The following is a 20214-nucleotide window of genomic DNA, read 5'->3' as shown; positions in this document are numbered from 1 at the left end:
TCAGCCGGGAAGCCTGCGCCTCCCGGCAAGTCTCAAAAGCCTATTCCGCCGCCACGCCCATGCGCATGCGTTCCATCTCGATCAAGGCGCGGCGATATTCGACCGGCATGATCTTGCGGAATTTCGGCCGGAAGCTCGTCCAGTCGTCGAGGATCTCGCGGCCGCGCACCGAACCCGTGAAATGGACGTGGTTCGAGATCAGCTGGTAGAGCCGCTCCTCGTCATGGCTGGTCATGTCGCCGGAGACGTCGACGCGGCCCTTATGGTCGAGGTCGCCGCCATGGTGCAGCAGCCTTTCCATCAAATCGTCTTCTTCCGGAACCGGCTCCAGCTCGACCATCGCCATGTTGCAGCGTGCGGCGAAGTCTCCGGCTTCGTCCAGCACATAGGCAACGCCGCCCGACATGCCGGCGGCGAAATTGCGGCCGGTCTGGCCGATGACGACGACGATGCCGCCGGTCATGTATTCGCAGCCATGATCGCCGACGCCTTCGACGACGGCGGCCACGCCCGAATTGCGCACCGCGAACCGTTCGCCGGCGACACCGGCGAAATAGGCCTCACCCTCGGTCGCACCATAGAGCACCGTATTGCCGACGATGATCGATTCAGCGGCTACGATCTTGGATTCTTCCGGCGGCCGGATGACGATACGTCCGCCCGACAGGCCCTTGCCGACATAGTCGTTGGCGGCGCCGACAAGATCGAACGAGATGCCGCGCGCCAGGAAGGCGCCAAAGGACTGGCCGGCGGTGCCGGTCAGCTTCACCTGGATCGTGTCCTCGCGCAGGCCCTTGTGCCTGAAGCGCTTTGCGACTTCGCCCGACAGCATGGCGCCGGTCGAACGGTCGACATTGCGGATGTCGACCTCGATCTTGACCGGCTGCTTGGCCTCGAGCGCGGGCTTGGCCAGTTCGATCAGCTTGCGGTCGAGCACGTCGTCGATCGGATGCTTCTGCCGCTCTGTCCAGTGCACCGCTTCATGCGGCGCATCCGGCTTGAAGAACATCTTGCCGAAATCGAGCCCGCGCGCCTTCCAGTGCTGGATCATCTCGCGCTTTTCCAGAAGGTCGCTGTCGCCGATGATCTGGTCGATATGGGTGTAGCCCATCTCGGCCAGCAGCCCCCTCACCTCTTCCGCGACGTAGAAGAAGAAGTTGATGACATGCTCGGGCGTACCCTTGAAGCGCTTGCGCAGCACCGGGTCCTGCGTCGCCACGCCGACCGGGCAAGTGTTGAGATGGCACTTGCGCATCATGATGCAGCCGGCCGCGATCAGCGGCGCGGTCGAGAAGCCGAACTCGTCGGCGCCGAGCAGCGCGCCGATGATGACGTCGCGCCCGGTGCGCAGGCCGCCATCGACTTGAAGCGCGACGCGTGAACGCAAGCCGTTCAGCACCAGCGTCTGGTGGGTCTCGGCAAGGCCCATTTCCCACGGACTGCCGGCATGCTTGAGCGAAGTCAGCGGCGATGCGCCGGTGCCGCCATCATAGCCGGAGATGGTGATGTGGTCGGCGCGCGCCTTGGCGACGCCTGCCGCAACCGTGCCGACGCCGACTTCCGACACCAGCTTGACCGAGACATCGGCCGCCGGGTTGACGTTCTTCAGATCGTAGATCAGCTGCGCCAGATCCTCGATCGAGTAGATGTCGTGATGCGGCGGCGGCGAGATCAGGCCGACGCCGGGCGTCGAGTGCCGGACCTTGGCGATGGTCGCGTCGACCTTGTGGCCGGGCAGCTGGCCGCCCTCGCCGGGCTTGGCGCCCTGCGCGACCTTGATCTGCATGACATCGGAATTGACGAGATATTCGGCCGTCACGCCAAACCGCCCCGACGCCACCTGCTTGATTGCCGAGCGTTCGGGGTTCTTGCCGCCGCCGGGCAGCGGCAGATAACGGTCGGCCTCCTCGCCGCCCTCGCCGGTGTTCGACTTGCCGCCGATCTGGTTCATGGCGCGCGCCAGCGTGGTGTGCGCTTCGCGCGAGATCGAACCGAACGACATCGCCCCGGTCGAGAAGCGCTTGACGATATCGGCCGCCGACATCACGTCGTCGAGCGCCACCTTCTTGCGGCCGGTCTCTTCCGCCAGCTTGATCCTGAACAGGCCGCGAATGGTCTGGGCGTGGGCCGTCTCGCTGTCGATCTGCGCCGAGTATTCCTTGAACGTCTCCCACGAGCCTTGGCGCACGGCGTGCTGCAAGGTGGCGACAGCGTCGGGCGACCACATATGGGCTTCGCCGCGCATGCGGTACATGTACTCGCCGCCGACCTCGAGGCTGTTGCGCAGCACAGGATCGTTGCCGAAGCCGTCGGTGTGGCGGCTGAGCGTCTCGGCCGCGACCTCGTCCAGGCCCACACCCTCGATCAACGTCGCGGTGCCGGTAAAATACTTCTCGACGAAATCCGACTTCAGTCCGATGGCGTCGAAGATCTGCGCGCCGCAATAGGACTGATAGGTCGAGATGCCCATCTTGGACATCACCTTGAGGATGCCCTTGCCAATCGACTTGATGTAGCGCGAGACGACTTCGTAGGCGTCGACCTCCGCCGGCAGTTCGCCGCGCTTGTGCATGTCGAGCAGCGTGTCGAAGGCGAGGTAAGGATTGATCGCCTCAGCGCCATAGCCAGCGAGGCAGCAGAAATGATGCACTTCGCGCGGCTCGCCGGATTCGACGACAAGGCCAACCGCGGTGCGCAGCCCCTTGCGGATCAGATGGTGATGCACCGCCGCCGTCGCCAGCAATGCCGGGATGGCGATGCGGTCCGGACCGACCTGGCGGTCGGACAGGATGATGATGTTGTAGCCGCCGGCAACAGCCGCCTCGGCGCGCTCGCACAGACGCTCGACCGCGCCCTGCATGCCGGCGGCGCCCTCGCTCGACCCGTAGGTGATGTCGATCGTCTTGGTGTCGAAGCGGTCTTCCGTATGGCCAATCGAGCGGATCTTTTCCAGATCGCCATTGGTCAGGATCGGCTGGCGCACTTCGAGCCGCTTGCGGCGCGAATTGCCGACCAGATCGAAAATGTTCGGCCGCGGCCCGATGAACGATACGAGGCTCATCACCAGCTCTTCGCGGATCGGGTCGATCGGCGGGTTGGTGACCTGGGCGAAGTTCTGCTTGAAATAGGTGTAGAGCAGCTTCGACTTGTCCGACATCGCCGAGATCGGCGTATCGGTGCCCATCGAGCCCACGGCTTCCTGGCCGGTGGTCGCCATCGGCGACATCAACAGCTTGGTGTCTTCCTGGCTGTAACCGAACGCCTGCTGGCGATCGAGCAGGCTGACATCCTTGCGCAGCGCGCGCGGCTCGACCGGCTTCAGATCTTCGAGGATCAGCTGCGTGTTGTTGAGCCAGGTCTTGTAGGGATGCCTGGTCGCGATCTCCGACTTGATCTCCTCGTCGGAAATGATGCGGCCCTTGGCGAGGTCGATCAGAAGCATGCGGCCGGGTTGCAGCCGCCACTTCTTGACGATCCTCTCCTCCGGCACCGGCAGCACGCCTGCTTCCGAGGCCATGATGACACGGTCATCATCGGTGACGATGTAGCGCGCCGGGCGAAGCCCGTTGCGGTCGAGCGTCGCGCCGATCTGGCGGCCGTCGGTGAAGGCGACCGCGGCCGGCCCGTCCCACGGCTCCATCAGGGCTGCGTGGTATTCGTAGAAAGCCTTGCGATCGGCATCCATCAGCTTGTTGCCGGCCCAGGCTTCCGGGATCAGCATCATCATGGCGTGGCTGAGGCTGTAGCCGCCCTGGAACAGGAATTCGAGCGCATTGTCGAAGCACGCAGTGTCGGACTGGCCGTCATAGGAGATCGGCCACAGCTTGGAGATGTTGTTGCCGAACAGCTCGGAATCGACCGAGGCCTGGCGCGCCGCCATCCAGTTGTTGTTGCCGCGCACCGTGTTGATCTCGCCATTATGCGCGACCATGCGGTAGGGATGCGCCAGCTTCCACGACGGGAAGGTGTTGGTCGAGAAGCGCTGATGGACCAGGATCAGCGCCGTCTCGAAACGCGGATCCGACAGGTCCTTGTAGTAGGCGCCGACCTGGTAGGCCAGGAACATGCCCTTGTAGACGATGGTGCGCGCCGACAGCGACACGCAATACGCGCCGATATCCCTGTTGTTGTTCTCGGCATAGATGCGGCCGGAAATGACCTTGCGCAGCAGGTACAGCCTGGCCTCATACTCCTCGTCGTCGGTAATGTCGGCCGTGCGGCCGATGAAGACCTGGCGATGGAACGGTTCGGATGCCGCGATATCGGGCGCCTTCGACAGCGACGAATTGTCGACCGGCACGTCACGGAAGCCGAGCAGAGGCAGCCCTTCGGACTGCGCCGATTCGGCGATGATGTCTTCGATATGGGCGCGCAACGCCGCGTCCTGCGGCATGAACCAGTGGCCGACGCCGTATTGGCCCGTCGGCTGCAGTTCGACGCCCTGCGCCGCCATCTCTTCGCGGAAGAAACGGTCCGGAATCTGCACCAGCACGCCGGCGCCGTCGCCCATCAGCGGATCGGCGCCGACGGCGCCGCGATGCGTCAGGTTTTCGAGCACGAAAAGCCCGTCCTTGACGATCTGGTGAGACTTCACGTTCTTCATGTTGACGATGAAGCCGACGCCGCAGGCGTCATGCTCGTTGCGCGGATCGTAGAGACCCTGCGCAGCCATGCCGTTGGCGGTTCGGCCGCCATTGGTCAGGCCAGTGGTGATGGACGGATTTTTTACGGCTGCCGCTTTCGTCTGCGCGGCCTGGCCGGTAATCGCAGATGGCGTCCGTTCCGTCATCGTCCTGTCCTCCGTTCCGGCCCCTTGCACGTCTAGCGTTTGGGGCGCTGGTCTACCTTGGGAAGCGACTGGCTTCCGCTCTCATTCTTGCGGCACGTCTTGCGAAATCCTTGGCGAACCGAGCGGTGCGCCGCTGGTTCGTATCCGGTATCGTACAGGCCTCAGCCGAGCCGTCTACCCGTCGCTCGCGGCAACGGCCGGAGTGGCCCAAATGATACGCCAATCCAGCCTAACTTGTGCGACAAAATAAGACAGCACTACTGTCCTAAATTTTTATGGCAGAAATCCCGGGCGCACACAAGACCGATTCACAAAAATCTTGGGCGTTTCGCGACAGAAAATTACGCGACGCGCAGTCGAAACGAAAACTTCGGTCCCCACACGCCTTCGTGATCCGCCGCTGGCTTTACCGCTTTTCCAGCCTTTGGCCCTTGCGCGTGAAACCCCGAAGCGGCCATGGTCGCGCTCCTTTTCGCAATCAGCCATGGACTTTTCCGAATGTTCTTTGCATCCGACAACTGGGCGGGCGTCCATCCCGATATCTCGGCCAACCTGACCCGCCATGCTGCCGGCATCGCCACCGCCTATGGCGACGGCGACCTCGACCGCGCCGTCTACAAGCGCTTCAACGAGATTTTCGAGCGCGAGGTCGCGGTGTTCTTCGTCGCCACCGGCACGGCGGCCAACGCGCTATCGATGGCGTCATTGAACCGGATCGGCGGCGTCGCCTTCTGCCATGCCGAAGCGCATATGAATGTCGATGAATTCGGCGCCGCGGGTTTTTACACCGGCGGCGCGCGCATGTCGCCCGTTCCGGGACCTCTGGGGCGCATCAATCCGCAGGCGCTCGACGGGGCCATCAAGCGCTATTCGCGGGATCTCGTCCCCGCCGGACAGCCGATGGCGGTGACAATCACCCAGGCGACCGAAGTCGGCACCGTTTACACCGTCGACGATATCAAGGCGATCGCCGAGGTGGCCCGCCGTCACAAGCTGCCGCTGCACATGGACGGCGCGCGCTTCGCCAATGCCGTTGCGGCGACGGACATCAGCCCTGCGGAAATGACCTGGAAGAGCGGGGTCGACATCATCTCCTTCGGCGGCACCAAGAATGGCTGCTGGATGGCCGACACGGTCGTGGTCCTCAACCCCGACGTGGCGCGCGATCTGCGCCTGCTTCGCCAGCGCGCCGGGCAGACCTTCTCCAAGGCGCGCTTCATCTCGGCTCAGTTCGAGGCCTATTTTGCTGACGATCTGTGGCTGAGGATGGCGCGCCACGCCAATGCGATGGCCGCACGGCTGGCCGCGACGATCGAGGATGCGCCGGCCGGCCGGCTGGCATGGCTGCCGCAGGCCAATGAAGTGTTCGCCATTCTCGACCGTACCAAGGCGGAAAAAATGCAAGGCGCCGGCGCCAAATTCTATGAATGGGGACTGCCGCAGAGCTTCGACGGCCATCTCGGCGACAATGAAGCAATCTACCGCTTCGTCGCCAGCTTCGCGACGACCGCTGAAGAGGTGGACCACCTTGGCCGCATGATCGCCTGAGCTTTTCCGATGACCAGACCTCCCCTCGGCTCGACCATGCGGCTGGTTCGCCCGGCGCCAAACGTGCTCGGCTTCTACGATGGCCGCATCGACGGCGTTCGCGCCTGGTCGGACGAGCCGAACTGGCTGGACGACGGCGCCTATGCCCTCGGCATCTGCACCTATGCCGTTGTCGACGGGCCGCAGGCGCTTGTCTACGACACGCATATTTCGCTGCCGCATGCGCGCTCTATCAGGCAGACGCTCGAAGCCATGGGCGTCAGCTCGATCCGGGTCGTGCTCAGCCACTGGCATGACGATCATATTGCCGGCAATGAGGTGTTTCAGGATTGCGAGATCATCGCCAATAAGCTCACGGCCTCGGCGCTGGCGAACAATCGGGCCGAGATCGAAGGCGGCGTTCCGCCGATCAAGCCGCTCGTGCTGCCGAACAGGACCTTCGAAGGCAGTCTTGACCTCACCGTTGGATCGATCGCCGTCGAATTGCGCCAGGTCGAAATCCACAGCCATGACGGCACGGTGCTGTTCATTCCCAAGACCGGCCTACTGCTTGCGGGCGACACGCTGGAGGATCCGATCACCTATGTCAGCGAGGCGGATCGGCTGGCCGAGCATCTGGTGGATCTCGAACGCATGGCCGGCTGGCCGATAGACCGCATCCTGCCCAACCACGGCTCGCTCGAAACGATAGAACGAGGCGGCTACGACAAAGGCCTCATCACCGCGACACAAGCCTATGTCCAGAAACTGCTCCGCTGCCGGCACGAGCCCGATCTGGCGAAGCAGGATCTGAAAACCTTCGGCGCCGATATGTTCGCCACCGGTGCGGTCGAGTACTTCGCGCTATACGACCCCGTTCACCGGCAAAACGTCGAGGCCGTTCTCGCAGCCGGTACCGATCACTAGGCAAGGAAGGGTCGAAGCAAAAGCTCCAGGCCAAGCAAGATCAGGAAAATGAGAAACCAGCGCCGGAAGGTCGCCGGGCTGATCCGCTGCCGGAGCAATTGTCCCAGCCACATGCCGAGCAACGCCGGCAGGACCGCCAGCGACGACATGGCGATATGCTCGACCTGGAATGCGCCATGCGAGGCAAGGCCGGCCGCAAGCGCGATAGTCGACACGGTGAAGGACAGGCCGAGCGCCTGGATCAGGTCGTCCCGGCTCAGGGCGAGCGCCTGGATATAGGGCACGGCAGGAACGACGAACACGCCGGTGCCGCCGGTCACGAGGCCGGTGAGGAACCCGACAATGGGCGACGCCCAGCGCTCGGCCGACACCGGAACCGTCAATTGCCGCGCCAACAGCGTATAGGCGGCGTAGATGATCAGCGCCGCGCCGAGGCCAGCGGTCGTCCATTTGACGTTGTCGCTGGCCAGCAGCCACGAGCCGGCCAGCGTGCCGGCAACGATGCCGATCATCATCAGCCACAACCGCTTGAGGATAGAGGCGAAGCTCGGTCCGGCAAACAGCTGCCAGATGTTGGTGACGAAGGATGGCACGATCAGCAGCGAGGCCGCCGCGACCGGCGGCATGATGGTGCCGAGCAGCCCCATCGCCAGCGTCGGCAGGCCCATGCCGGTAACGCCCTTGACGATGCCGGCGAGCAGGAAGGTGACGGCAATGGTGGCGGTCAGCGCCAAGGAGAAATCAGCCGAGAGATCAGACATGGCCCTTCATGGGAAGGCGGCGTGTGCCGCAAAAGAGCCAGAACTCGTGGTTCTGGGTGACAGAGACTTCGGCGCAACAAAAAAGCGGCGCCTCGCGGCGCCGCTTTCGTCTCGGGAGGAGACGCTTCTATCCTTGGGCAATTACGCCGCCGTCTTGATTACGCGGCGTTCTTGGCCTCGATCTGCTTGGCCTTCTCGGAGCTCGCGGTAATCGCGATCTTGCGCGGCTTCAACTCCTCGGGGATGTTGCGCGTGAGATCGACGAAGAGCAGGCCATTCTTCAGCGTGGCGCCAACGACTTCGACATGGTCGGCAAGCTGGAAGCGGCGCTCGAAGGAACGCGAGGCGATGCCGCGATAGAGCAGCTCGGAGCCTTCGCCATTGCCCTCTTCCTTGCGCTCACCCTTGACGGTCAGCACGTTGCGATGGGCTTCGATCGAGATCTCTTCATCCGAGAAGCCAGCAACCGCCATCGAGATGCGATAGGCGTTCTCGCCGGTGCGCTCGATATTGTAGGGCGGATAGGTCTGCGCGCCATCGGGCTGAGCCAGCGAGTCGAGCATGGTGAACAGGCGGTCGAAGCCGACGGTCGAGCGATAGAGCGGGGAAAAATCAACGTGACGCATGAGGTGTTCTCCTGTTGAGCAACATGGTTTGCGTGTGGCCGGTGCGAAACCCTGTGAAAGGCGTTTCGGGTGGGCCAGCAGCCCCGACATCGGCGGCTGCCTTCGACATTTGGGGAGCGCAAAAGCGCATTTCAAGGATTTTTGAAGAGCTGTGACTTGAGGCGTCGATGAACGGCAGATGAACCGCCGCTTCGGCGCCCGTTCAGCCGGCCGGCGCTAGAGTGCAGCCAGGATAAAGAACCAGGCGGCGCCGGATGAGGTGCCGCGACGAGGCCGAACCGGGTGTAACGTCCCTTCCTCCCGGATCGACAGAGGCCGGAAGCACGCCGCCACAGGCTGCTTCCGGCCTTACTCGTTGTTCGTCCGCCCCTTGGCGCCCCTCCCTTTGCTTTTCATCCATTGGCGTCTATCACCATGCCGACGCCCTGCCGGGTAGACACCACGAAGACGCAAGCGCCGAATGACGGACCTCTTCCATCCCACCCCAGGCAATCCGCCGCCGCAAAATGTCGCCGGCGGCTTCTTCACCACGCGCGACGGCAAGAAGATCCGCTACGGCCTTTTTGCCGCGGTCACCCGGCCGCTGAAGGGCACCGTCGTCCTGCTGCCCGGCCGCAACGAGTGCATCGAGAAATATTTCGAGACCATCCGCAACCTTACCGATCGCGGCCTCGGCGTCGCCACGCTCGACTGGCGCGGCCAAGGCGGTTCGGACCGGCTGATCCGCGACCCGCAACGCGGCTATGTCCGCTCCTTCTACGACTACACCGGCGATCTCGAGCAATTCTTCGAGGACATCGTGCTGCCCGACTGCCGCGGCCCGTACTACATCCTCGCCCACTCAGCCGGAGCCGTGATTGCGCTGCTCGCGGCGCCGTCGATGGTCAACCGGGTGCGCCGCATGGTGCTGATAGCGCCATTCCTGACGGTGCCCGATTTTCCGCTGTCTGTAAAAACGGTGCGCCGCGTCTGCTCGCTCTTGTGCTTTCTCGGCCTTGGCCGGCTCTATGCCGCCTGGGGGCCTAGGCCTAGGCAGACCCTGCCTTTTGCCGTCAACAAGGTGACATCGGACCCTGAGCGCTATCAGCGCAACACGAAAATCTACGAGGACTATCCACAACTGGCGCTCGGCGGCCCGACGATCCGCTGGCTGCGGGCCGCCATCAAGGCAGCTGAGGTCATCAGCGAGCCGGACTTCATGGCCAGGATCCAGGTGCCGCTGCTGGTGATCGCCGCCGGCGCCGATCGGGTCGTGTCGACCAAGGCGGTGGAAGCCTACACCAGGCATCTGCGCCTCGGCTCGCTGCTGATGATCGATGGCGCCCAGCACGAGATCCTGCAGGAGGCCGATGTCTATCGCGAGCAGTTGCTCGCCGCCTTCGACGCCTTCATTCCCGGCAACGACGACCCCACTGCCTGACGACGCCAGCGCCGCGGGGTGCGGCGTGTCGAGTTCATGCCTGCTGACAGCCTTGTGTCAGGAGGACCGCCCGGTAGCGCCGGCCGCACGCAAAGAGCTAAAGATTCTGACAGCCGGTTCTGCCCCGAAATGATCATCTCTGCGCGTCGAACTGAACGCCAAGGAGATGACATCATGACCGAGAAAACCTGCGCTGCCTGCGATTGCCAGCTGGACGCCAACCCGATCCGCGTCAAGGTCGGCGGCAAGACCGTCGAGGTCTGCTGCGAGGAATGCGCGATTGCGCTGAACGAAGCCGGGGCTTCTGTGGCCGGCGCCTCAGTGGTCGGCAACGGTGAGGCCTGAGCGATGCGCCCCGATCATGCAACGATGGTGCACCTGGCACAGGCACCCACAACCCAATCCACGACCTTCTGGCGGTCCTTGCGAACACAAGGCATTGCAGCCGCCAACTGGATCGGCCGTCAGCTGGAAAGGCGGCGAAGCCGCCTTGCCTTGCTCGAAATGACCGACGAGCAGCTCAAGGACATTGGCCTGTCGCGGGGCGAAGCCCACTGCGAATACATGCGCCATTTGTGGGATTGAGCCATGGCCGTTGCGGAGGCACTGACAGGTGAAGTCTCCTGACAGGTCTGGGCAGGCCGATCGCCTAAAGTGCCGGGACAGCTTTCGGCGCAAAGGGGAACGCAACGACCATGTCTCAGTTCGCGGTACTGACGCTTCTGGACACCGGCACCGTCAGGGTCCGGGACGTCGTCTGCAGCGGCGAATGCCGGCACAAGAGCGACGAGGAATGCACCGCGGCCACGCATCTGGTGTTTCCCTATCGCGGTGTCTTCGTGCGCCATGTCGGTCGCAACGATGCGGTCGCCGAAGCCAACCAGTTGCTGTTCTTCAATGAGGCCGAGCCCTACCGGATCAGCCACCCCGTCGAGGGTGGCGATTCCTGCCTCGATCTCGTCATCGAGGAGGCGCAACTACAGGAATTGACGCCGAAGGAGCAGTTGCGCTCGGGCAGCGCGTTGGCGTTTCGTCGCCAGCGCCGCCGCGTCGACCCGCGGGCTCAGGCACTGGTGGCGGTGCTGCGCCACAGCCTGAGCCGCAACATCGCCGAGACGCTGGAGGCCGAAACTCTGGCGCTGACGCTGGTGCGGCGCTCCCTCGGCGAGCGCACCTCGCACGCCGCCGGCGCCAGCGCTGGCCGGCAGAAGCTGGTCGACCGCGCCAAGCTCGTCCTGTCCTCGGATCTGTCGCGGCGCTGGACGCTGGCCGAGATCGCCGCTGAGGTCGGGGTATCGCCGGTCTATCTCACACAGGTATTCCAGCAGGTCGAGGCGATGCCGCTCTATCGCTATCATCTGCGGCTGCGCCTGGCGCGTGCGCTCGACCTGCTTGGTCGCTACGACAATCTGACCACGCTCGGCATGGACCTTGGCTTTTCCAGCCACAGCCATTTCAGTTCAGCGTTCAGGCAGGTCTATGGACGAACGCCGGCGGAATTCCAGCGCTCGATCAAGCCGCGCTGACTGCGCGGAAATTTCAGCCGCGCAGTGCCGCCATTGCCGCCGCGTGGAGTTCCGGCGTCGCCGCGGCCAGTATGTCGCCGCCCTTTTCAGCCGGGCCGCCCTCGAATGTGGTGACCACGCCGCCGGCCTTCTCGATGATCGGGATCAGCGCCACGATGTCATAGGGCTTCAATCCGGGATCGGCGACGATGTCGACGCTGCCAGACGCGATCATGGCGAAGGCATAGCAATCGGCTCCGTAGCGGGCGAGCTGGATCTGTTTCTCGAACGCATCGTAGCGCGTGCGCGCCTCGCCCTTGAACAGCGCCGGCGTGGTGGTGAACAAGGTAGCCTCGTCGAGCTTCGTCGTCTTGCGGGTCGAAAGCTTCCGCGGGCCGCCGGGGCCTTCATAGTAGGAGCCGGAAGCGTTGGCATAGAACAGCTCCCCGGTGAAAGGCTGCGCCATCATGCCGGCGACAGCATCGCCGTCGACCGTGAGCCCCACCAATGTCCCCCATACCGGCAGGCCGGAGATGAAAGCGCGCGTGCCATCGATGGGATCGATCACCCAGACATGCCTCGAGGAGATGTTTTCGCTGCCATGCTCTTCACCCAAAATGCCGTGATCGGGATACTCGGCTGAAATCAGCGCCCGGATGGCGCGTTCCGTCTCGCGGTCGGCTTCCGTGACCGGATCGAAACTGCCTTTTTCCTTGTTGGCCACCGCGCCCTGCGCGCGGAAACGCGGCAAGGTTTCAGCCGCCGCCGCTTGCGCGATCCGGCGCATGAAATCGATGCTGATGTCCACCTGATTCTCCCGCATTGCAGAGTGCCTGAGCCGGTCTGCCGACACTTTTGCGCCAAAACAAGCCAGTTTATCGATTTATCAATGAGATAATTGTTGCCAAAATGTCACGCCGGCGCCATCCCAACGCAATTTCCACATCAGAGTGAATTAAAAAAGCGTGGAGTCGGTTGACATTTGTGCATCGCACAATAACCTTGTTGTCGGACAGGTTTTCCTGTCCATGCCCTCCTTGGGCGTTTCCTCCCTAGACTTCGACCGTGTCGTGCAAGCGATGCGGTCTTTTTTTACGCCGCCGCATGCTCGGCGCGAGAACCATCACTCGTCGCCCTTTTTGGCCTCATTCGGCCGCCAGCGGCAGGTCAATGAAATGATGGTCGGGCATCGCCATCAGGTCGGCCGAAAAGCGCGCCATATCGTCGGCCAGCGCATCGAAACCGGCCGATTTCTGGAACGTCCGCTCATTCATGTAGAGCCCGCGATTGACCTCGATCTGCAGCGCGTGGAGATGGCGCGCCGGCCGGCCGTAATGCTCGGTGATGAAGCCGCCGGCATAGGGTTTGTTGTGGGCGACGGTATAGCCCATGCCGATCAGCAGGCCGATCGCCGTCTCGGTGAGCGCGGCGGTGGCCGAGATGCCGAAACGGTCGCCGACGATGAAGTCCGGCCGCAGGCCGCTGTCGCCCACCCTGATGCTCGCCGGCATCGAATGGCAGTCGATCAACACGGCATAGCCGAACCTCGCATGGGTTCTGGTCAACAGCCGCTTCAGCGTCTCGTGATAGGGTTTGTAGACGGCCTCGATGCGCTGCACGGCCTCCGCCAGCGGCAGGCGGCCGGAATAGATGTCGAGCCCCTCGCCCACCAGCTTGGGCACGGTGCCGAGCCCGCCGGCGACGCGAGCCGAGCGGATGTTGCAGAAGGACGGCACCGGCTCGGCGAACATGCGCGGGTCGAGTTCCCAGGGTTCGCGATTGACGTCGAGATAGGCGCGCGGAAAATTCGCTGCCAGCATCGGCGCGCCGAGCGCCACCGCGCCGCCAAACAGCTCGTCGACATAGCAATCCTCGGAACGGCGGATGGCGTTGCGGTCGAGCCTGGCCATGGCCAGGAAGCGATCGGGATAATAGCGACCGCTATGCGGTGAGTTGAAGACGAAGGGAACGCGCTGCTCGGCGCCCGATCGGATTTCGAAGGGTGGAACGACCGAAAAATCCTCGGCTGCCGTCGTCAATTTGAACGAACCCGGAAACAGCAATGCATCATGATGGGAAACTGCCACCTCATCGGCCGCATGTCCAGCATTTCGGCATGTCAGGAACGCCGTCAAATCAGGATTAATGCGGCCAGCGTTCACTTGATGTTTACCGTCACCTCCTCATATACAGGATGGTTAACGGGTTTGCCGGACGGCAGGCTTGGGTGGGGTGATTCGGACGGGATAAGATGGCACGCATTCTGCTGGCGGAAGACGACGACGACATGCGCCGGTTCCTGGTCAAGGCATTGGAGCGGGCCGGCTACCAAGTCAGCGATTTCGACAATGGCGCCAGCGCCTATGAGCGGCTGCGCGAGGAACCCTTCTCCCTGCTATTGACCGATATCGTCATGCCGGAGATGGACGGCATTGAGCTCGCCCGCCGCGCCACCGAGATCGACCCCGACCTCAAGGTGATGTTCATCACCGGTTTCGCGGCCGTTGCGCTCAATCCCGATTCAAAGGCGCCGAAAGACGCCAAGGTGCTGTCGAAGCCCTTCCACCTGCGCGATCTCGTCAACGAGGTCGAAAAAATGCTGCAGGCAGCCTGAAGCACTTCGGGCGCGATGCCGCCGCTTGCCTGGCGGCGCGACAAAACGAGCCCTTCTTTCCCTTTTCCGGCTATTGACGCGCTGGACCAAAAATGGTGTATGCGCGGCTTCGGATGGGCGTGTAGCTCAGCGGGAGAGCACTGCATTGACATTGCAGGGGTCACAGGTTCAATCCCTGTCACGCCCACCATCCAGACCAAAATCGGCTTGATTTGTTCCGCATGCGCTCATCGGAACTCACTGTTCATGGCTCCGCTATGGCGCAAGATCAACGTTTGGCGGCGGCGCCGCGGAACCACTTCCTCCAGAACATCCATTTGGACCTTCTGCGCTTGCGAAGCCGGACAATCGGCCTATCGAAATCATCCGGGTTGCCGGACTCGGCAAGAAACCGCCGCCGCCATTCGTCGCTTTCCTCGTTTCGCTGCGGCCTGAGACTCACCTTGCCCTCGCGAGGCACGGGAGCATCCAACCCCGCCAGCAGGCCGATGCGCTGGCTGATGCTGTCGAAATCGTCAAGCGTGTCTTCGTAGAAAAGGCGGAGCGGTTCGATCCCGGTCCTGGCAAAAAACGAATTCCAGCGACCGGTGCCGATGGCGATCTGGGCAAGGGCGAAGTCGATGCCATACGCCGAGTACTCGGCTTTCTTCACGGCATCAGTCTTGCTGGTCCAGGCGCCGTCCTGCCATGCTTTCGCCCAGGAGATTGCCTGGCCCAGTCGATCGCGTCTTTCAAGGTATATCCACCCTGGGTCGGGAAACCACTCCGTAAGCCTGATATCCCTGCTTAGCTCGTAGAAATGGGACGGAAACAGTTTGGTTGCGGCCACTCCGTTCGGCGTAGCGCTGGCGGCAATACGGGCGCAACGCTCGACAGTCGGGGTCTTCTCTTCCCGGTTGAAGTATTCTTCCGGATTTCCCAGCACGCCCGTGCTGCGCATCTTTTCGCAAAGAAGCGTGCTGCCGGATCGCTGCAAGGTCGCGATAATGAGCGTCTTGCCAGGAGGTTTCCAACCTGTGGGCGGGCTGATCAGCATGTATGACAGATACCAACGGGATCACGACCGAGTCCACCTTGCCAATTCAGGAATGCAAAAACCGTCCCGGTGCGAGTCGGGACGGCTCAGGCACGTGGATCATTGCGGCCGCGGATCGGGCCTGTCGGGCTTGTCATGAGGGGTGTTATCGCCTTCACGGCACGGCGTGCCGATGCCGCAGCATTTGCCGTTGTAGGTGACACCAGGCTTGGTCTTCTCGCATTCCCTCGGCGACGCCGTCTGGCACCCTGCCAGCACCGAAACGGCGATGGCGGCGAGAAAGACGTTTCTTGAAGTGATAAACATGGACGTTCTCCTTAATGGACCGCGTTTGCTACACAGCGCTCGGTCGCGTGCGGCAACGAAATGGTCCACGAGCAAAACTGAAATTGCCGGCAAAGCCTTCCCGGCGCAGGGCGGGGCAGGCGCGCCAATGCCTGGACAAATTTTCAGTCGTGACGACCGGGAGCGATGGCTTTAAGGCTGGGGCAGACGCGATGCGAATGACGACATCAGGATGGTCGATGATCCCCGACAGTAGGCGCGCTCGCTCCAGCGGCTGGCCATGACGTCAACTCCGGCGGCGCGAAAGTCGGCCTGGCAACGCATCTACCTTGAGCTCAAACGGGCGAGGAAATATCTCCAATCGCCAGGCGCGAGCCTTGGCGGCGTGCTGGTTGCGGCAAAGCGAACGCTCGAGCATAGGCGCGATGTCAAGCTTCGCAACAGGGCGGCGCGTGACGCATACCCTGCTTTGCCGGTTGCGGTGGCGAAGGACAGCTTCATGCTCGTCCGCATCATTGGCAACGATCTCGAGCCGCGGCACCGCAAAGGCCAGTCTTTCGACAATGCCCGCTTCATCCTGGACAATGAGCCGGCCTTTCCTGACTGCGACAAATTCTGGATCGTCAATCGGATAGCCGATCCGGATGAAGAGGCCCGCATCGCCAGGCTGCTGGAAGGCCGCGGCCAGAGCTTTCTGCGCATCCCCTTCGATCTCGAGGTCTATGGCAGGATTGCGTGGGACATCGACGGGCTGGCGGCAAAAGAGCTCCGGTTTTCCGGCAAAAACGACCAACCGGCCGAGCTCACGGCGCGCTATGAAACGCTCATCAGGCGCAGCAAGAACCGCTATCTGATGAACAACAACGGCGCCCGCAACAAAGCGCTCGAGATCGCCCGCGAGCGAGCGAAGTGGCTGATGCCGTGGGACGGAAACTGTTTTCTGACCGAGCAGGCATTCCGGCAGATACGATGGGCAATCGAGGCGAGGCCGTATCTGCCCTATGTCATCGTGCCGATGGCGCGCATCGTCGAAAATCTGGCTTTGCTCGACGAGAATTTCAAACCGCCGGCCGGGGAGGAGCCCCAGATCATCTTCCGCGCCGATACGACCGAGTTGTTCGACGAAAACTATGCCTATGGCCGCCGGCCCAAGGTTGAAATGCTGTGGCGGCTCGGCGTCCCCGGGCCGTGGGACCGCTTCCGCGACGACACTTGGGATTTCCCACGCCCGTCGCTGGCCGCCGATGCCGGGCTTTTCCACAAGGCCGGCTGGGTGGCGCGCCTGGATTCCGGGCGCTCGCATCTGGAAATCGGCAAGGCCGGTTTCCTCGCCCGCTGGACCAGCCGGGACGAAGCCATCGTCGATATGATCGACCGCTGCGATGCCCTGGCGACCGCAGCCAGGCTCGACCCGTCGCGCCTGGTTTTTTACGACGACGCTGTTCTTGCCGCGGCATCCCAAGACCATGACGTCGAGCTTCGCCATCTCGAAACGGCCGCCAGCGAGGTGCTCAATCGCCCTTCTGGCCCCGATCTCCATCAAGCAGGCGATCCTGCCCGCCTGCGCCACGTCCTGCACGACGCCACCGTGCTAGCCCTGGCGGCGACGGTGCTCGGTGAGCAGCGCTTTGCCGTTGATGCCGCGCAACGAATCCGCGCATGGTTCATCGACCCCGACACAAGAATGCACCCGCCTTGCTCGCAGCAAAGTGTCTTCGCGCTTGGTGATCTCCACTTCTTCCTCGACGCCGTCCGCCTTGTCGAACGGGCCGGGGGGCTGAATGGGCAGGACCGGGAGGACTTCCGGGCTTGGCTCGGCAGCTACGGCAAATGGCTGATCACCGCACCGGCGACAGAGTTTGGCAATCACGGTGTCGTCAGCGATCTGCAACGGGCATCGATCGCAATGTTTCTGAACGACGGCGCAACGCTGGCCAGGGTCCGCCTCCGCGCCCGCGAAAGGCTGGCGGCCGAGATCGCATCCGACGGCTCGCTTTTGAACCAAACGTCGAGCCTGCACGACACCATGCTCGCCTTGCAAGGCTGGACTTCCCTGGCACGGCTCTTGTCCTCGGTCGGCGACGATCTATGGCGGCATCAGGCTGCCGAGGGACAGGGCCTGATCCCGGCGCTGCGCCGGTTTGCAGCCAATATCGGCAGTCAAGATAATGAGACCATCGACCGGGATCTGGCTCGGCCAGTGCTGTTCGATCTCGCATGCCACGACCCGGAGACGACTACGCTTGCCGATATCGGCGCCATGACGGCCAGACAGCTTTTCCATCCCGACCAAGGCATCGCACCGTTCTGGTTCTGGCGGACTAAATTCTGATCCCGGCTTTCCAAAGCCGCAGCCGCGCTTTCAACAGCGGGCTGGATTCACGCGTCGCGATCGGCCGGATGTAGCGCCTGATCGTCCGGAACAATGCATTGGCCGGTTCTGCAGCCTGCGATCTGGCGATCATCTCAAGCGCCGGTTTCAGTTCGCCGAACCCATCATGCAGAATATGGGCCGAACAGGCCGTGGCATAGGGATGACCGGCCCGCGCCGCGGCAAAGTAGGACGCGAAATCCTTGCCCATGGCGTGGCCATGCACTGTCTTGCGCGACAGGGCCAAAAGCATTGGCAGCGGCACCTTGGGACGCGCCTCGAATTGTGCCGTCATGCGCGATTTCAAAATGGCTTCGCCGGCAGCGTAATCCTTCTCGCGAAAGTAAGAGGCCACGATCTTGAGCGCATAGACATCGTTTTCAGGGTCGAGCGCGTAGCCTTTGCCAAGAATCTCCCTTGCCCTGACTGGGCTGATTTCGTCCTCGATGGCCAGGAACGCCGACAGATAGCCGAAGGCCGCCTCGCGCGGATGATAGTCGGCGTGATTCTGGGCCAGCTCTCCGAGCATGAGTTGCGCAGCCCGCGGCGGGCTGAACAGCTTGGTGGCCTTGATGTGCGGAGAGCCACCCATCACCGAGGCCACCGACGCGAACACGCTGCTGCCGGCATAGATGCGCTGGCAGCGCGCCAGAAGCGCCATCTCGAAAAATGCCCTCAGCGTCTGATCCTCGAATTCGTTGGCGCCGAAATCGTCAGTCAGCAATGCGCCGGTTTGCGACCTCAGATAGTCGAGCGTCGCACGATCCTGGCCGACCAGCAGCGTCGCCATGCCCTGTGACGCGAGCTCGGCGATAATCGCCTTGGCCAGGGTCGAAGGGATCACCTTGCCGTTGAAATTCAGCATCGAACGGTATTTGCCGCGAACGATATCGCCGCTGCGCAGATGCAGCCCGACCATTTGCCCCGGAAAATGACAAGACTCGGCAGTACGCAGCGCATGTTGCACCGACTCGGCAAAGCCGATCGTCCTGATCGTTTCGGATGTCGCCAGCGGCTTTCCGTTGTCGCGAAAAGACTCCAGAACATTGAAATCGTTGCAGAGCCAGCCGCGAAAATAGCTTCGGCGGGCTGATGCATTCAGGCTTGCGCGAGTAAACTTGTTTTTCTTCAGAACCGCGAGATTCGTCTCTCTGATCTTTTCGCCCAGCCAGTGTTTTTCGATGAAGTCGGGATTAAAGATGTTGTCGACCGTATCGACGATGTGAAACGTCTTGTCCGAAACGGCTCTCTTCCAGGTGAAACCAAAGCGGTGGCCTGTTGCATCGGCAAGCGCCTTGGCGTTGACCATGGCCAGAAGCCGGCCGCCCAGCCCATCATCCCTGGTCGCGGCAATCAATTTTGCATGCTGAGAATTGGGATCAGGCCGCGCCGAGGCGGACATCACCTTTCTCAACATGCTGGAGAAACCACGCATATGTCTGTTCCAATCCACTGCGAAGCGCGTATCGCGGGCGCCATCCCGTTGCGAACAGCTGCGACACATCCATCAGTTTGCGCGGCGTGCCATCCGGCTTGGTCGTATCGAAGGCGATCGTAGCCTCGACGCCGGCGACGGATGCGACGGCTTGGGCGAGCTCGGCAATGGTGACATCCTCCCCCGGGCCGACATTGACGTGGCTGTCGCCGGCATAATTCTTCAACAGCCAGACCAGCGCATCGGCGGCGTCGTCGACATGCAGGAATTCGCGCCGCGGCGTGCCCGACCCCCAAACCTCGAGGTTGTTGCCGCCGCTCAGTGCCAGCGCATGCGCCTTTCGCATGAGCGCCGGCACGACATGGCTGCTCTGAAGATCGAAATTGTCGCCTGGACCGTAAAGGTTGGCCGGCATCGCCGAGATGTAGTCGACCCCATATTGGCGCTGATAGGCCTGGCACAGTTTTAGCCCGGCGATCTTGGCGATCGCATACCACTCATTGGTGGGTTCGAGCGGGCCGGTCAGCAGAGCGTCTTCCCGGATCGGCTGTGGCGCGAGCTTGGGATAGATGCAGGACGAGCCGAGAAACAAAAGCTTGCCGACCTCGCTGCGAAAGGCGCTTTCGATGACATTGCTCTGCACAACCAGATTTTCCTGCAGGAAATCGACCGGAAACCTGTCATTGGCCAGGATACCGCCAACTTTGGCGGCCGCCATCACCACCGCATCCGGCTTGTTGTCGGCCATCCAGCGCCGTACCCCTGCCTGGTCGAGCAGGTCGAGCCTGTCGCGGGACACGGTGAGCACTTCGCAGTCTTCGCTCGCCAGCCGTCGAACGATGGCCGAACCGACCATGCCGCGATGCCCGGCGACGAAGACACGCTTGCCTTTCAGTTCAAATGTCGCGTCCATCGGCG

At 62.7% G+C, this 20214-nt stretch carries 17 protein-coding genes and 1 tRNA gene; 9 read left to right on the top strand and 9 right to left on the bottom strand.

Annotation, left to right across the window (positions count from 1 at the left end; all coding sequences use genetic code 11):
• Positions 1–40: 40 nt before the first annotated feature.
• Positions 41–4789 carry a glutamate synthase large subunit gene (gene gltB, locus H0241_RS11080; RefSeq protein ID WP_181057453.1) on the bottom strand — a complete coding sequence of 1583 codons (4749 nt, stop codon included), beginning with the start codon at positions 4787–4789 and terminating at the stop codon, positions 41–43.
• A 498-nt stretch (positions 4790–5287) separates the two neighbouring features.
• On the opposite strand from gltB, the gene H0241_RS11075 reads away from it, so the two are divergent.
• Together H0241_RS11075 and H0241_RS11070 are read left to right on the top strand one after the other, a co-directional pair.
• On the top strand, positions 5288–6337 hold the full coding sequence (locus H0241_RS11075) for a threonine aldolase family protein (protein WP_181057452.1): 1050 nt from the start codon (positions 5288–5290) through the stop codon (positions 6335–6337).
• A gap of 9 nt (positions 6338–6346) precedes the next feature.
• Entirely contained in the window at positions 6347–7243 is an 897-nt protein-coding gene (locus H0241_RS11070; protein ID WP_181057451.1) for an MBL fold metallo-hydrolase, read from the top strand.
• Here the strand turns inward: H0241_RS11070 and H0241_RS11065 are convergent.
• The gene (locus tag H0241_RS11065) at positions 7240–8004 is read right to left on the bottom strand and encodes a sulfite exporter TauE/SafE family protein (protein WP_181057450.1); all 765 of its coding nucleotides are present in this window, start codon (positions 8002–8004) and stop codon (positions 7240–7242) included. The two genes, H0241_RS11070 and H0241_RS11065, sit on opposite strands and share 4 nt — an antisense overlap.
• A 158-nt stretch (positions 8005–8162) precedes the next feature.
• The gene (locus H0241_RS11060; RefSeq protein ID WP_112559269.1) at positions 8163–8630 is read right to left on the bottom strand and encodes an Hsp20 family protein; all 468 of its coding nucleotides are present in this window, start codon (positions 8628–8630) and stop codon (positions 8163–8165) included.
• 460 nt (positions 8631–9090) lie between these two features.
• On the opposite strand from H0241_RS11060, the gene H0241_RS11055 reads away from it, so the two are divergent.
• The 4 genes from H0241_RS11055 (at position 9091) to H0241_RS11040 (ending at position 11576) form a co-directional block, all read left to right on the top strand.
• Positions 9091–10050, top strand: a complete 960-nt coding sequence (locus H0241_RS11055; RefSeq protein WP_181057449.1) for an alpha/beta fold hydrolase — start codon at positions 9091–9093, stop codon at positions 10048–10050.
• A gap of 174 nt (positions 10051–10224) precedes the next feature.
• Positions 10225–10395, top strand: a complete 171-nt coding sequence (locus tag H0241_RS11050) for a hypothetical protein (RefSeq protein ID WP_181057448.1) — start codon at positions 10225–10227, stop codon at positions 10393–10395.
• A 3-nt stretch (positions 10396–10398) separates the two neighbouring features.
• Positions 10399–10635 carry a DUF1127 domain-containing protein gene (locus H0241_RS11045; RefSeq protein ID WP_181057447.1) on the top strand — a complete coding sequence of 79 codons (237 nt, stop codon included), beginning with the start codon at positions 10399–10401 and terminating at the stop codon, positions 10633–10635.
• A 110-nt stretch (positions 10636–10745) separates the two neighbouring features.
• Positions 10746–11576: a helix-turn-helix domain-containing protein gene (locus H0241_RS11040; RefSeq protein ID WP_181057446.1), complete on the top strand. Its 831-nt coding sequence runs from the start codon at positions 10746–10748 to the stop codon at positions 11574–11576.
• A gap of 13 nt (positions 11577–11589) precedes the next feature.
• Here the strand turns inward: H0241_RS11040 and hisN are convergent, their stop codons facing one another.
• Both hisN and H0241_RS11030 read right to left on the bottom strand, forming a co-directional pair.
• Entirely contained in the window at positions 11590–12363 is a 774-nt protein-coding gene (hisN, locus tag H0241_RS11035; protein ID WP_181057445.1) for a histidinol-phosphatase, read from the bottom strand.
• Positions 12364–12700: 337 nt separating this feature from the next.
• Complete coding sequence (locus H0241_RS11030) at positions 12701–13642, bottom strand: N-formylglutamate amidohydrolase (protein ID WP_181057444.1); 942 nt, start codon at positions 13640–13642, stop codon at positions 12701–12703.
• Positions 13643–13806: 164 nt separating this feature from the next.
• On the opposite strand from H0241_RS11030, the gene cpdR reads away from it, so the two are divergent.
• Positions 13807–14169 (top strand): cell cycle two-component system response regulator CpdR, encoded by a 363-nt coding sequence (gene cpdR / locus H0241_RS11025; protein ID WP_006199474.1) that lies wholly within the window; start codon positions 13807–13809, stop codon positions 14167–14169.
• A gap of 115 nt (positions 14170–14284) precedes the next feature.
• A tRNA-Val gene (locus tag H0241_RS11020) sits at positions 14285–14359 on the top strand.
• Positions 14360–14437: 78 nt separating this feature from the next.
• Here the strand turns inward: H0241_RS11020 and H0241_RS11015 are convergent.
• Both H0241_RS11015 and H0241_RS11010 read right to left on the bottom strand, forming a co-directional pair.
• A complete protein-coding gene (locus H0241_RS11015) occupies positions 14438–15205 on the bottom strand; it encodes a Stf0 family sulfotransferase (protein WP_181057443.1) in 768 nt (255 codons plus the stop codon).
• 99 nt (positions 15206–15304) lie between these two features.
• A complete protein-coding gene (locus H0241_RS11010; protein WP_181057442.1) occupies positions 15305–15511 on the bottom strand; it encodes a hypothetical protein in 207 nt (68 codons plus the stop codon).
• A gap of 259 nt (positions 15512–15770) precedes the next feature.
• Between H0241_RS11010 and H0241_RS11005 the strand changes: the two genes are divergently transcribed.
• Positions 15771–17822 carry an alginate lyase family protein gene (locus H0241_RS11005; protein ID WP_181057441.1) on the top strand — a complete coding sequence of 684 codons (2052 nt, stop codon included), beginning with the start codon at positions 15771–15773 and terminating at the stop codon, positions 17820–17822.
• Here the strand turns inward: H0241_RS11005 and H0241_RS11000 are convergent.
• A complete protein-coding gene (locus tag H0241_RS11000; protein WP_235984226.1) occupies positions 17812–19218 on the bottom strand; it encodes an O-fucosyltransferase family protein in 1407 nt (468 codons plus the stop codon). The genes H0241_RS11005 and H0241_RS11000 overlap by 11 nt on opposite strands.
• Positions 19219–19240: 22 nt before the next feature.
• Complete coding sequence (fcl, locus tag H0241_RS10995; protein WP_328824650.1) at positions 19241–20209, bottom strand: GDP-L-fucose synthase; 969 nt, start codon at positions 20207–20209, stop codon at positions 19241–19243.
• Positions 20210–20214: the final 5 nt, after the last annotated feature.

Source organism: Mesorhizobium neociceri (assembly GCF_013520985.1).
GTDB classification, from domain to species: domain Bacteria; phylum Pseudomonadota; class Alphaproteobacteria; order Rhizobiales; family Rhizobiaceae; genus Mesorhizobium; species Mesorhizobium neociceri.
This window is presented reverse-complemented; position numbering and strand designations above follow the sequence as displayed.

Excerpts from the sequence above, each read along its gene's own strand:
- gltB (WP_181057453.1), bottom strand. The coding sequence starts at position 4,789 with ATGACGGAACGGACGCCATCTGCGATTACCGGCCAGGCCGCGCAGACG.
- H0241_RS11075 (WP_181057452.1), top strand. The coding sequence starts at position 5,288 with ATGTTCTTTGCATCCGACAACTGGGCGGGCGTCCATCCCGATATCTCG.
- H0241_RS11070 (WP_181057451.1), top strand. The coding sequence starts at position 6,347 with ATGACCAGACCTCCCCTCGGCTCGACCATGCGGCTGGTTCGCCCGGCG.
- H0241_RS11065 (WP_181057450.1), bottom strand. The coding sequence starts at position 8,004 with ATGTCTGATCTCTCGGCTGATTTCTCCTTGGCGCTGACCGCCACCATT.
- H0241_RS11060 (WP_112559269.1), bottom strand. The coding sequence starts at position 8,630 with ATGCGTCACGTTGATTTTTCCCCGCTCTATCGCTCGACCGTCGGCTTC.
- H0241_RS11055 (WP_181057449.1), top strand. The coding sequence starts at position 9,091 with ATGACGGACCTCTTCCATCCCACCCCAGGCAATCCGCCGCCGCAAAAT.
- H0241_RS11050 (WP_181057448.1), top strand. The coding sequence starts at position 10,225 with ATGACCGAGAAAACCTGCGCTGCCTGCGATTGCCAGCTGGACGCCAAC.
- H0241_RS11045 (WP_181057447.1), top strand. The coding sequence starts at position 10,399 with ATGCGCCCCGATCATGCAACGATGGTGCACCTGGCACAGGCACCCACA.
- H0241_RS11040 (WP_181057446.1), top strand. The coding sequence starts at position 10,746 with ATGTCTCAGTTCGCGGTACTGACGCTTCTGGACACCGGCACCGTCAGG.
- cpdR (WP_006199474.1), top strand. The coding sequence starts at position 13,807 with ATGGCACGCATTCTGCTGGCGGAAGACGACGACGACATGCGCCGGTTC.
- H0241_RS11015 (WP_181057443.1), bottom strand. The coding sequence starts at position 15,205 with ATGCTGATCAGCCCGCCCACAGGTTGGAAACCTCCTGGCAAGACGCTC.
- H0241_RS11010 (WP_181057442.1), bottom strand. The coding sequence starts at position 15,511 with ATGTTTATCACTTCAAGAAACGTCTTTCTCGCCGCCATCGCCGTTTCG.
- H0241_RS11005 (WP_181057441.1), top strand. The coding sequence starts at position 15,771 with ATGACGTCAACTCCGGCGGCGCGAAAGTCGGCCTGGCAACGCATCTAC.
- fcl (WP_328824650.1), bottom strand. The coding sequence starts at position 20,209 with ATGGACGCGACATTTGAACTGAAAGGCAAGCGTGTCTTCGTCGCCGGG.